Raw genomic sequence first — 12955 nt, forward strand, 5'->3', positions numbered from 1 at the left:
TTACTATCCGACAACATTGTCAACAGGCAATATTCGCAATGCCTCACTCACGGCATCGGCCGCATGTTGTTGCAGGCTTTGCCCCATCCCACTTACAAGGATTTTGACCATGAACGATCATGCGCGAGCATCAGGTCTTGCTCAACTGCGACGCTTGGAGTTGCTGAGTAGATATGAGGAGGGACAGAGTCTGTTCTGCTCGTCGCGGGGCACTATGCTCGCCACCGGAAAAACCAGTGAAATGCCGGTGTCCACCTTGTTGCGCATGGTCGCCAAAGAACATCGGGAATTGCAGGAATGGCCTGTACTGGCCGCGCTGCCGTTTTCCTCGGATGGTCCGGCGCAGGTGCTATTGCCCGACTCCATCAGCAGGATCAACGAAGCCGAGTGCCCGGACACGGCCGCCACCGCCGCCCCCGCGGACGTCGCGCGTACCGCATGCAGCATCGAAGAGCCCGCTCACCCCTATGCGTATCGGGAGCAGCCGACGCCGGAAGTGTATTGCGCCAATGTCGCGGCCGCCTTGCATGCGATCCGCGAAGGCCGGCTGGAGAAGGTCGTGCTGGCACGCTCCCTGAAAGTCAAAACGCAAATCGCAGCGGCCGATCTGCTGCGTCGCCTGGCAGGCCGCAATCCCTCCGCTTACAGCTTTTCAATCCGTCTGGCCGAGTCGCCGGCGGGTGCCCGATACCTGATCGGCGCCAGTCCGGAACTGCTGTTGTCCAAGCGCGGCAGGCAGATCGCATCGCATCCGCTGGCCGGCTCGATTGCGCGCAGCCCTGACCCTGCAGAAGACGGCCGCCGTGCACGCGCCTTGCTGCTGTCGGCCAAAGACCGCTACGAGCACTCCTTGGTGGTCAATGCGGTGACGACCGCGCTGATCCCGTTTTGCACTCAGATGCATGTGCCGGCCGAGCCGACGCTGCTGGCCACGCCGACAATGTGGCACCTCGGGACAGAAATCATGGGTGTACTGAAGGAGGCCTCTACCAGCTCGCTGACGCTGGCGCAGGCCTTGCATCCGACTCCCGCCGTCTGCGGCTTTCCGCAAAACGTGGCCTATGACTTCATCCACGATTGCGAAGGTTTTGAACGCGATCTTTTTGCCGGTCTGGTCGGCTGGTGTGACGCCAACGGCGATGGGGAATGGGCCGTCACCATTCGCTGCGCCGAACTGGCGGTGGGCAGCGCTACCTTGTACGCCGGCGCCGGTATTGTTCACGGCTCCTCACCTGAGAGCGAACTGGCGGAAACCAGTGCAAAGCTGCGCACCATGTTGAATGCCATGGGCCTGGAACCGCTGCCGGAGGCCACATGAATACCGGTTTGCTTGCGGGCTGCACGCCTTGGCCGCCAGAGTTCGCTGAACGCTATCGTGCGCTCGGCTACTGGACCGGCCAGACCTTGGGCGAGTCTTTGAGGCAACGCGCACAGCAGTCGCCGGAGCGACTGTGTCTGATCTGTGGCGAGCGCCGCTGGACATACGCAGATCTGGATTTCAAGGTTGATCGGCTGGCAGCGGCCCTAATGGCGCGAGGTCTCAAGCCGCGTGAGCGGGTGGTCGTGCAACTGCCCAACATCGCTGAATTTTTCGTCGTCTGTTTCGCATTGTTCCGCCTGGGCGCCTTGCCGGTGTTTGCACTGGCGACGCACCGGCGCTCCGAGATCGTGCATTTCTGCCGCATGAGTCAGGCATGCGCTTATATCATCAGCGATCAGGACAATGGTTTCGATTACCGCACCCTGGCGCGCGAGGTCTGCGCAGAGTCGCCCGGACTGCGTCAAGTGATCGTGGTGGGCGAGGCGCAGGAGTTCACTTCGCTGGACGCCTTGTGCGGCGAGCAGTCGGGTGTAACTGAGGTATCGGCGGAACCGCTGTCCCTCGCCAGCCCGCAAGCCCATGAGGTCGCGTTTCTGCAATTGTCCGGCGGCAGTACCGGCCTGCCCAAGCTGATCCCGCGCACCCATGACGACTATCTTTACAGCGTGCGCGCCAGCGCCGGGATTTGCGGCTTGAGCGCGTCCAGCGTTTATCTTTGCGTGCTGCCGGTCGGGCACAATTTCACGCTCAGTTCACCAGGTAGCCTGGGTATTTTTTGGGCCGGCGGTTGTGTGGTCATGGCAGGCAGACCGACACCGGAGGTGGCATTTCCACTGATCGCACGCGAACTGGTGACGATTACCGCACTGGTCCCGCCGCTGGCAAGCATCTGGCTGGATGCCGCCGACGGTCGGAGGCAAGATTTGTCCAGCCTGCAATTGCTGCAGGTTGGTGGCGCCAGACTGAGCGCAGAGGTAGCGTGCCGCATCACGCCGGTGCTCGGTTGCCGCTTGCAGCAGGTGTTCGGCATGGCGGAAGGTCTGGTCAGCTATACGCGGCTGGATGATCCGGAGGATATCGTGCAAGCGACGCAGGGACGACCCATTTCGCCCGACGATGAAATTCGCATCGTCGACGATGCCGATTGCGAGGTGGCGCCAGGTCAGGTCGGCCATCTGCTGACGCGCGGGCCGTACACCATCCGCGGCTACTATCAGGCCGCACAACACAATCAATACGCCTTCACCCCGGACGGTTTCTACCGCACGGGTGACCTGGTACGGATGCAGGAAGGCGGTTATCTGATTGTCGAAGGTCGCAGCAAGGACCAGATCAATCGTGGCGGCGAAAAGATCGCTGCCGCCGAGATCGAGGAACATCTCCTGGCTCATCCGCAGGTGCGGGATGCCGCGTTGGTGGCGATGCCCGATCCCTATCTGGGCGAGCGCGCCTGCGCCTTCGTGATCTTGCGCGAATCGACCGGCAGCCATCATCAGTTGCCTGCCGCCAGCGATCTGCGGCGCTTTCTGCGCGAGCGCAGTATTGCGGGCTACAAAATTCCGGATCGCATAGAAATGGTCGACTGCCTGCCAAAAACCGGCGTAGGCAAGATCGACAAGCGTGCCTTGCGCCAACGGATCGCTCAGATATTGGCTGGCGCCGTCTGATGCGCAAACTCATCAAGGCGCTGTGAGGCCATCCGCTTCGCCGCTATTTGCGAAGAAGCGGAGGGCCGGTTCTTTGCCTTGATCACAGATTTCGTCAGATTTCGGAGCGCCAGCCGCCGCAGATCTTTCATTGCCGGCATCGCAAATTCCACCGCGCCGGCCCGACTCTCCGACTGCGCGACTTGGCGATTCCTGCAGCTCGCCTTCAAAACCTTCCAGCATTTCGACAGGAGCTTTCATGACTATTCCCAGAATCGCCAGCTATCCCATGCCGCAGGCGGGTTCCATGCCAGAAAACCGGGTGGACTGGCGTGCGGACAAGCAACGCGCCGTACTGCTGATTCACGACATGCAGCAATATTTCCTCGATTTTTTCGATCCCGCAGCGGAGCCGGTGACTAGTCTGATTGCCCATATCCGGCAGTTGCGCGCAACCTGCGACGCCTTGGGCGTACCGGTGTTCTACACCGCGCAGCCGGCGCAACAGAACGCCGAGCAGCGCGGCTTGTTACAGCAATGGTGGGGGCCGGGCGTGACTGCGGCCCCGCAAGCTGCGATGTTGGTCGAGGAGTTGCAGCCGAAGAGCGGGCATGTGGTGCTCGAGAAATGGCGCTACAGCGCTTTCCAGAAAAGTGATCTGCTGCAGCGTATGCGCAGCTTGGGCCGGGATCAACTGATCGTCTGCGGCGTCTACGCCCATATTGGCTGCATGCTGACAGTGGCCGATGCCTTCATGAACGACATTCAGCCTTTCATGGTCGGCGATGCAATAGCCGATTTCTCCGAGGCGCAGCACAAGCAAGCGCTAGATTATGTCGCCGGACGCTGCGGCATCGTGGCCGACAGCGCCGCAGTGATCGCCTCCTTGAGTAAGGGCATGTCGAATACTTTATCGGCGGTTTGCAGTAGCCGCAGCAGTATTCCGCATGACTTGCAGGCTCTGCGATCTCAGGTCGCGGCTTTGCTGCAGATCCCTGCGAGTGATCTGCACGCCGACGAGAATCTGTTGGACGCTGGTCTCGATTCGATCCGCCTGATGAGTCTGATCGAACAATGGCATCGCGCCGGCCGCACTTTGGGTTTTGCCGAACTGGCAGAGCAGCCGACGCTGGAACATTGGTGGCGTCTGCTGTCGTCCATGCGAACCAATTGAGGACTGTCATGAACAACAGTCCGGAAATCTTGGAACTGCCGCTCAGTGCCGCACAATACGGCATCTGGCTGGGCCAGCAGTTGGATCGCACCAGTCCGGCGTATTGGACTGCGGAGTTGCTGGAGTTGAGCGGAGAACTCAAGACGGAGGTATTTGCCGCTGCCTTGCAGCAGGTACTGATGCAATGCGAAACCCTGCACATGCGCTACCGGCTGAAGGACGGACAGTTGATTCAGACGCGCTCCGTGGCGGACGGTGCCGGCAGCGTGCGGATCGAATATCTCGATTTCTCGACCAGACCCGACCCTTGGGCAGCATTGCATAGCTGGATGCAGCTCGATCTGGCGCAGACTGCGGATCTGGAGGCCGGAACCTTGTTCGGCACCGCGCTGATAAATCTCGGGCCGAACCGGAGCGCCTGGTATTTGCGCGTGCATCACATCGCATTGGACGGTTTCGGCTATGCGCTGTTAAGCCGGCGTGTGGCTGCGCTGTACGAGGCCATGCAGCCGTTGGGTGCCGAATGTCAACGCGATCCGCTTGCGCTTGGCTGGAACGTCAGCCTGGCGCAACTGGTCGCAGCCGATCTGCAATATCGGCACTCAGCAGAATACGCCGCAACCCGCAGGTTCTGGCTTGATCGCCTGCAGGGCATGGCACTGCCGCCGATGCTGGCGCCGCCTGCGTTGGCGTCGCATCAGGTGGAAAAACTGAGAGGTGGCCTGCCTGCCGCCGACTTTGCGCAACTCAAGCAGACCGCCTGCGAGGTAGGCGTCGACTGGAACGCCTTTCTGATTGCCGCCGTGGCGATCTGGCTGCATGGCGAAACCGGTGCAAACGACATCAGCCTGGGTTTGCCGGTCATGAATCGCCTGGGTTTGCCGGCCATGGGTTTGCCTTGCATGGCGATGAACATCGTGCCATTGCGGCTGGCCGTATCGGGGCAGCAAAGTGTGGCCGATCTGGCGCGCGTAGTGGCGAACGAATTGCGCGCCGTGCGGCCGCATCAGCGTTACCGCTATGAAGACTTGAAGCAAGATCTTGGTGTGAGCGGCAACATGCGCCGCCTGTTCGGCCCGGTAGTCAACATCATGCCCTTCGACCGGCCCCTGCAATTTGGTAATCTGCAGGCGCGCAATCATGCTGTAGCGTCAGGTCCGGTGGAGGACATTTCGTTCAGCTTCGCGCCAAGCATGGAGTCCGGCAGCAATCTGCGTTTCGATATCGAAGCCAATCCAGCTGCATATGGCCCGCAGGTGCTGACGATGTATCACGACTCCTTCGCGGCCTTACTGGCCGCAGTATCGGCACGGCCGGCAGCTGCGCTGGCTCATTTTTTCGCCGCCAGGACGGCAACACGCGACCGTGCGCCAGCGCTGCTCAAAGGCGAAACTTTGGCACAGCCGCCCGAGCCGGTGCTGGCGGCAATTCGCCGTCAGGTTTTACTCAATCCCAGGCAAACTGCGCTGGAGCAAGAGGGGCAGCAGACGCTCAGTTACGCTCAGATGATCGACGCGGTCGATCGTCTGGCGTTGCAACTTCAAGCCCGCAATATCGGGCCGGGGAGCCTGGTCGCCATCCTGCTGCCGCGTTCGAGTAGCGCAGTGCTTGCCGTACTGGCAGTGTTGAGTACAGGTGCCGCCTATCTGCCGCTCGATCCTGAAGGGCCGGTCTTGCGTCTGCAAGGCTTGTTGCACGATGCACAACCCGCGCTGGTGCTCAGTCTGTCGTCTCTTGCGTCGCCGCTGGATGGACTGGCACCGGTGTTCTGCATCGATTCTGATGATGTGCAGCCAGGACCGGAGCAAAAGACGGCGCGAGATTCAGCAAGCTGCGCACCAAGGGCCACGGCATCCGCGCCAACTGGGGCAGCTTGCCCTGATCGTGGCTTGCAAGACGCGCATCGGTCGGAGTTCCGGGCAGTCGATCCTCTGGCTTACGTGATCTACACTTCCGGCTCCACCGGCGCACCCAACGGCGTCATGGTCGGGCATGCCGCGCTGTCGCACTTTGTCGCTGCGGCGAGCCGGCGATACCGTGTGGTCGCTGCTGACCGTATCCTGCAATTCGCCCCCCTGCATTTCGATGCCAGCGTGGAAGAGATTTTCCTGGCGCTGTGCAACGGCGCGACGCTGGTCCTACGCACTACGGCGATGCTGGAATCGATGAGCATCTTCGCCGATGCTTGTGCTGCGCAGAGGATTTCGGTGCTCGATCTCCCAACTGCTTTCTGGCATGAATTCGCCTATGCAATCGGCAATGGGCTGGCGCGCCTGCCACGCAGTGTGCGGTTGACCATCATCGGTGGCGAAGCCGCACTGGCCGAGCGCATAGCGCGCTGGCGTGCTGCGGCACCGGCGACTTCGGTTTTGCTGAATACCTATGGACCGACCGAGGCAACTGTGATTTGTACTACAGCGCGCCTGGCAGGACGTTTTGCGGACGAATACCGGCAGACCGAGGAAGCGAGCGCTGAAGGCGCTCGTAAGGAGAGCAGCGGTCCGGCAGACATGGCCACCGCAAGCCAGGCCGTTCCGATAGGCCAGCCGCTGGCCGGGCTAAGCATCGCGGTGGTGGATGACAAGTTGCGTCTGCTTGCCCACGGCGAGCCGGGCGAGTTATGCCTGATGGGGCCGACCTTGGCGCAGGGCTATCTGAATCGCGCGGCAGTCACTGCGGCGCGATTCGTGCTCCTGCCTGATTTTCCGGACGAAGTGAAGGCCTATCGCACCGGCGACCGAGTGCTACTGGGCGATGATGGTTTGCTGCGCTATCTGGGACGACTGGACGACGAGTTCAAAATCAGCGGGCATCGGATCGAGCCGGCCGAGGTGGAAACCGCATTGTTGACATATCCCGGTATCCGCGAGGCCGCTGTGCTTGGTGTCACCAATGCGCACGGCGACAAGCGGCTGCACGCCTTTCTCGCGCTGGATACTTGCCATGAGCGGTTTGCTGCCGGGACTGGGGAAACCGAATTTGCTGCCTTGCGCAGCTGGCTGATGGCGCGTTTGCCCGCCCCGGCGGTACCCGGTGTATTTGCGGTGCTCGGACAACTGCCGCGCAACGCCAACGGCAAAATTCATCGTGCCGCTTTACGTGAAGCGATGGGTGATGACACGGCGCAAAGATCATTGGCGACACTGACTGCGGTGACGCCGCTGGAAGGCTCCATCATGAAGGTCTGGTGCGAAGTGCTCGGTATCGCCGAGCTATCGCCCGCAAGCGACTTCTTCCTGCTGGGAGGCAAATCTCTGCAGGCGATCCAGGCGGCGACACGCCTGAGCCAGTTGCTGCGGCGCGATGTGCAGGTGTCGGCGCTGTTCCGCCACACCAGCATTGCGGCGCTGGCGCAGTCGCTGGAATGCAGCATCGGGCATCAGGCGCCTGCCGTCGCCGATCCGTTTGCGCCTTTGTTGTGCCTGCAGCCCGGCGCAGAAGAAAACTTGCCGTTGTTCTGCGTGCACCCGGCAGAGGGATTGTCGTGGTGCTACTGGGGCCTGAGCCGGCAATTGCCGGACACGCCGCTGTACGGCCTGCAGGCGCGCGGTCTGAGCGGATCGCAACCTGATTCGGCAGCTGCAATGGTGGTCGATTACACCGCGCTGATACGCAGTCGCCAGCCGTGTGGGCCCTACTTTTTGCTGGGATGGTCGTCAGGCGGAGGAATTGCCCAAGCCATCGCCACAAGTTTGCAGCAGGCCGGCGAGCAGGTCGCCTTGCTGGCGATGATGGACTCCTACCCGAGCGACATCTGGGCAGGCAAGCCGCCGGCTCAGGAGCGCGATGCACTGGTCGCCTTGCTCGACGTGATCGGCGAAACCGAGGCAGGCCCCGATGGACAGCCTCTGACCGATGGCGAAATCCTGGCGCGGCTACGCCATCCCGGCAGCGCATTGGCGGCCTTCGATGAAGAAAAGATCCGGCAATTGATTGCCATGTCACTGCATTCCATGGCGCTGTATCGCGAACTTGAGCACGGTTCGTTTGAGGGAGACCTGCTGTTCTTCCGTGCGGCCCGCAGAAAAGACCACTTGCCGGATTGGCAGGAGTGGCAAAAATACACCGCCGGCCGGATCCGTTGCATCGACATCGACAGCAGCCACTCCGGCATGAGCCAGACGCAGCCGCTGGCGCATATCGGACGCCTGCTGGCTGCGCACATTAGCGGACTGGCGAACGGCCTCGGCCTCGAAAGTGTTGAGTACCAGGATCGTAATGACCGCATGCAAGCATCTTCCTCATGAGCACATCTTCCACAGCTTCTACCGCCACCCGTAGTCCGCCGCGCCTGCTGTTCGTTCAACGGATTGAAAATCTGAGCCCCGGCATGCGTCGCATCACCTTGGGCGGAGCCGCGCTGGCCGGTTTTCCAGAGAATAGCGACGGCGCTCACATCAAATTGCTGCTGCCGCGCGAGGGGCAGACCGTCCCGCTGTTGCCGATCCTGGGGCCGAGCGGCCCGATCTGGCCGTCTGATGAACTCCGGCCAATTTCACGTACCTATACCGTGAGCCGCTACGATGCCGGTGCGGCGGAGTTGGATGTCGATTTTGTCTTGCATGGCGACGATGGACCGGCTTCGCGCTGGGCCTTGCACGCCGGCATCGGTTCCGCCATCGGCGTTGCCGGGCCTGGCGGCCCGTCCTTGTACCAGCCGGACGCCGACTGGTATCTGTTGGCTGGCGATATGAGCAGTCTGCCTTTGATTTGTGCTGTGCTGCGGGCTTTGCCGGCGTCAGCTTGCGGTCATGTGCTGATCGAAGTGCCGGATATGGAAGAGATTCGCAGCCTGTCGCTGCCTGACGAAATGGATGCGCATTGGCTGGTGCGCGGCGACGTTCGCCCTGGCGCCAGCACCTTGCTGACTGACTCCGTGTGCAAGATCGCCTGGCCGCGCGGCAGGGCTTCAATCACCCTGGCGGGGGAAAATGCGCAGGTCATCGCGATCCGCAATTTCCTGCTGCGCGAACGTCGCGTGTCGCGCGCCATGATGTATGCGGTTCCCTATTGGAAGGATGCGCACAGCGAAGAGAGCTATCACGCCGAGCGTCACCGCATCATGGACGAAATGAAGAGCGGTGCCGGTTGAGCCGGCATACCGCCGAACGGCACATGAGGCTCACTAGACGGGCTGAATCAATCCTGAGGATGCATGAAGAAAAAATGGAGAAGACTGAAATGATGGCCACGATAGATAAGGCGGAGTTCAGGGGAAAAGTCGTACTGATCAGCGGCGCGGCGCAAGGCATAGGTGCGGCGGTTGCGCGCGCCATGTACCTCGGCGGCGCCGGCCTGGCTTTGCTGGATCGTCAGTCGGACAAATTGCAGCTATTGCTTGATGAGTTTGCTGCCGCTGCACCGGATGGCTCTGTGCGGCCGCTCGCGCTGACCGCAGATGTCAGCCTTAGCAATGAGGTAAATGCTGCAGTCGGACGCGTCGAGCGTGAGCTGGGTGCGATCGACATTCTGATCAATGTGGCCGGTATTCTGCGTATGGGCGAGGTGACCACAATCAGCGATGAGGACTGGGAGCAGAGCATGGCGGTCAATACCGGCGGCGTATTTCGCCTGTCCAGGGCGGTGGCTCAGCGCATGCTGCCGCGCCGCTGCGGTGTGATCGTGACGGTTGGCTCCAATGCCGCCGCCACGCCGCGCATGGGGATGGCGGCCTATGCCGCCTCCAAGGCCGCCAGCATGCAATTTACACGTTGTCTGGCACTGGAACTGGCGCCTTACGGTATCCGCTGCAACAGCGTGTCGCCGGGTTCGACCGATACGGAGATGCAGCGCCAGCTATGGTCTGCGCCGGACGATGCCGGCGCAGTGATACGCGGCCGGCTCGATCAATATAGGCTGGGAATTCCACTTGGCCGTATCGCCAGCGCTGACGACATCGCACAGAGCATCTGCTTTCTGGCTTCGGATCGTGCGCGTCACATCACCATGCACGACCTGCGCGTAGATGGCGGTGCCACGCTGGATGCGCGCTGAAATTGCGCCACCGCCGCGCACGATCTGAACGCCTCGCCATAAGCCTGACGCCGTCCGTCCCTCCTTCTATCGACCTCTGGTATTGCCCGGAAGCCGCAGTTGACGGCAGTTTGTTGGCGCAATACCGGCAGTTGCTCACGCCGGGCGAACTTGAACGCATGCAGCAGTTGCGCGGTGCCGCGCTGCAACGCCGCTACTTGCTGACGCGCGCCTTGCAGCGTACGGTGCTGTCGCGCTACCTGCCGCTGGCGCCGGCCATGTGGCGCTTCAGTTTCAATGCCTGTGGCAAGCCGCAGATTACGGACGCTCTGTTTGAGCGCTATCCGGCGGCGCGCGCGCTGTCCTTCAATCTCGCGCATACCGAGGGCATGATCCTGATGGGCGTGATGCAGGGCGGCCAAGTTGGGGTAGATATCGAATTGGCCCGGAATGATTTCGCCGTCGACGACATCGCTGCCGCCTTCTTCGCCGCTTCGGAGCGTACTGCTTTGGCGAATTTGCCCGAGGCCGAACGGCGACGGCGCTTCTATTGCTGTTGGACCTTGAAAGAGGCTTTTCTGAAGGCGTGCGGCTGCGGTTTGTCCCGGCCGCTGAGTCTGTGTGCCTTCGATTTTCCGGATGCGCAGACGATAGGCTTTATCGTTGATCCGGCCATGAGCCGGAGTGCGGAGTGTAATTTCGACGCGGATGAAACAGCGGCATCGAAGCCGGCTTTACAGTTCTGGCAGATCCCGCTGGCAGGCGCTTACATCGTGTCGATCTGTGCAGTGAGCGCGCCATCGGCGCCACACGGCCTGACGCTGCGCGAGATGATTCCACTGGCCTCGGAGTGCGTCGTCGCAATCAAGGAGGTGGCAAGCAGCGCATCTTCCGCGTCCTCGGTTTTTTCTGCGTCTTCTACTTTGCAAGCCCGCTGATCATCCGGCCGCAGCAGGTGCCTGATTTCCGAATTCGCTCAACAGCCCCATCAACGCATCCCCCAATGATTCCGGCCGGCCATTGAACAGCTTTTGCAGATGCGCCGGCTGTTGCAGGTGGCGGTACAAGGCATCGCGCGCGCTGAAGTCGGTGGCCATGCGCACGGCGGCGAGGATGTAGTCGTCCAGCGTCGCGGCGATGGTCCAGTCGGGCAGGCCGACACGGCGGAACAGGCCTTCGTCGATGTGCTCGAACACTTCCGGCCCGGTCTTGCAGACGCCCGGCAGGCCGACCGTGAAGGCGTCGATGATGCCGTTAGTGTTGCCGAAGGGCAGCGGGCTGAGGAACATGTCGCACTGATTGAAGACCGACAAATATTCCTGATACGGCTGATGCGGATAGACGCTGGCGCCCGGCACGTAGCGCAGGATCAGGCGCTGCAATTGCGGGAACAGCAGGCCCTGCGCCTGACCGATCAGGAAATGGAAACGGATCTGCTTTGCCTGGCGGCCCCCTTCGCCGGCCTGTGCCGCCAGTTCGGCGATCTTCTGGCAGGCCATCAGGAAGCGCGGATTGAGTTTCATGGTGGTGGCGGCGATGGCGACGTTGACGTAGGACCGGTCGGCGCGCACCAGTATCGGCAGCTTGAACGGGATTGCCGACGGGCGATAAGGCTGGCCGTCGGCCGGCAGCGTCAGCAGCTTTTCGCTGAAGCAGGCCGGGTCGCCGACAAAATCTTCTTCCACGCTGATGTAATCGATATGGCGCGAGCCGGTGGTGGCCGGATGGCCGAGCGCGGCGACCTGAAGCGGCGCCAGGCGCAGGTTGGCGGCAAACATGGTGATCGGGAACATGCCGACGCTGGGCATGTAAAACACCTGCGGCCGCTGCTGCGCCGCGATCTCCTGTACCTGACGCAGGCAGGCCAGCATGTCGCCGGGCGTAGCCAGTTCGATGAATTCGTCGAACACCGCGCGGCCCAGTTCATCAACGTTGGGGGCGTAACCGACCGCCACCAGCCGGAAATGCCGACGCGCCGCTTCCATGCTCTTGGAATGCGTGCGGTAAATCGAATGGCCACCCGAAAACCATTCCAGCAGCACCAGCATCACCGGCTTGCTTGCCTGCTCCGATGAAGACGCGAGAGGCGTTGATACGACCTCCGGCAAGCCGTCGATTCCTGCCGCGGTCAGTTTCTTTTCGATCAGACGGCAGATGGCGGTCTTGATGCGGTGGCGCTGCGGCAGATCGGCATAGCTGCAATGCATGTAGACGTCGTGCACGATGGCTACCGGCAGCGCGTCGATGCTGTCGATTTCTTCCAGCCGCTCGGGCAGCCAGCCGAGCAGGGCTTCGCGCTTGGAGTGCGCCGCCGGTGTGCCGAGAAAGCGCGGCGACAGCAGCGCCATGAACAGCGCCGCCGCCAGTTGCTTGTTCTGTTGCCAGAGCAACTCCACGTCCAGCGGCAGTTCGGACTCCGGCGAATACAACACGCAGAATTTGACCAGATCCAGCGGTTTGAGCTGAAATTCGCCGGCGTCGTGGCCCAGCAGATTGAGCGAGCGCAGGATGTGATCACAATGAATGAAATGGCTGGCGCCGAACAGTGACGACAGCCAGCGCTGGAAGTTGATCAACTGGCCGAAACCGTCCGGGCTGATGTGAAAGCCGGGATCGGAAAACAGCGCCGAAATCGCGCTGGTCACGCGCGTCAGCACATGCTGTTCGAGCGCGGCGGGCGGCACGGCCGGCGACACCGACAGCGAGAAATGGCCGTCCAGCTTGCCGTAATTGCGATCGATCAGGAGCAGCAGTTGCACCAGCTGGCGCGCGGCGGGCTCTTGCTGGCGCGAGTAGCAGAGGTATTCGAATTTTTCCAGCGAGAAGATTTCTGTGGTCATG

9 protein-coding genes are annotated in these 12955 nt (G+C 61.7%); 7 read left to right on the top strand and 2 right to left on the bottom strand.

Annotated elements, in window-relative coordinates; translation table 11 throughout:
* Positions 1–214 precede the first annotated feature (214 nt).
* Together PQR62_RS17565 and PQR62_RS17570 are read left to right on the top strand one after the other, a co-directional pair.
* A complete protein-coding gene (locus PQR62_RS17565; RefSeq protein WP_408159279.1) occupies positions 215–1318 on the top strand; it encodes an isochorismate synthase in 1104 nt (367 codons plus the stop codon).
* Entirely contained in the window at positions 1315–2988 is a 1674-nt protein-coding gene (locus PQR62_RS17570) for a (2,3-dihydroxybenzoyl)adenylate synthase (protein ID WP_408159280.1), read from the top strand. The genes PQR62_RS17565 and PQR62_RS17570 overlap by 4 nt, the downstream gene beginning before the upstream one ends.
* Positions 2989–3000: 12 nt before the next feature.
* Here PQR62_RS17570 and PQR62_RS17575 read toward each other — a convergent pair whose 3' ends face one another.
* On the bottom strand, positions 3001–3228 hold the full coding sequence (locus tag PQR62_RS17575) for a hypothetical protein (RefSeq protein ID WP_408159281.1): 228 nt from the start codon (positions 3226–3228) through the stop codon (positions 3001–3003).
* On the opposite strand from PQR62_RS17575, the gene PQR62_RS17580 reads away from it, so the two are divergent.
* The 5 genes from PQR62_RS17580 to PQR62_RS17600 all read left to right on the top strand — a co-directional run bounded on the left by PQR62_RS17580 (position 3227) and on the right by PQR62_RS17600 (position 11052).
* Entirely contained in the window at positions 3227–4141 is a 915-nt protein-coding gene (locus PQR62_RS17580; RefSeq protein ID WP_408159282.1) for an isochorismatase, read from the top strand. The two genes, PQR62_RS17575 and PQR62_RS17580, sit on opposite strands and share 2 nt — an antisense overlap.
* Before the next feature lie 8 nt (positions 4142–4149).
* Complete coding sequence (locus tag PQR62_RS17585; RefSeq protein WP_408159283.1) at positions 4150–8388, top strand: non-ribosomal peptide synthetase; 4239 nt, start codon at positions 4150–4152, stop codon at positions 8386–8388.
* Positions 8385–9233, top strand: a complete 849-nt coding sequence (locus tag PQR62_RS17590; protein ID WP_408159284.1) for a siderophore-interacting protein — start codon at positions 8385–8387, stop codon at positions 9231–9233. The genes PQR62_RS17585 and PQR62_RS17590 overlap by 4 nt, the downstream gene beginning before the upstream one ends.
* Before the next feature lie 74 nt (positions 9234–9307).
* Positions 9308–10135: a 2,3-dihydro-2,3-dihydroxybenzoate dehydrogenase gene (locus tag PQR62_RS17595; RefSeq protein ID WP_408159285.1), complete on the top strand. Its 828-nt coding sequence runs from the start codon at positions 9308–9310 to the stop codon at positions 10133–10135.
* A 2-nt stretch (positions 10136–10137) separates the two neighbouring features.
* Positions 10138–11052 carry a 4'-phosphopantetheinyl transferase superfamily protein gene (locus PQR62_RS17600; protein ID WP_408159286.1) on the top strand — a complete coding sequence of 305 codons (915 nt, stop codon included), beginning with the start codon at positions 10138–10140 and terminating at the stop codon, positions 11050–11052.
* On the opposite strand, the gene PQR62_RS17605 is transcribed toward PQR62_RS17600, so the two are convergent.
* Entirely contained in the window at positions 11053–12954 is a 1902-nt protein-coding gene (locus PQR62_RS17605) for a peptide transporter (RefSeq protein ID WP_408159287.1), read from the bottom strand.
* Position 12955: the final 1 nt, after the last annotated feature.

Source organism: Herbaspirillum lusitanum, assembly GCF_046025995.1.
Classification (GTDB): Bacteria; Pseudomonadota; Gammaproteobacteria; order Burkholderiales; family Burkholderiaceae_D; genus Herbaspirillum; species Herbaspirillum lusitanum_A.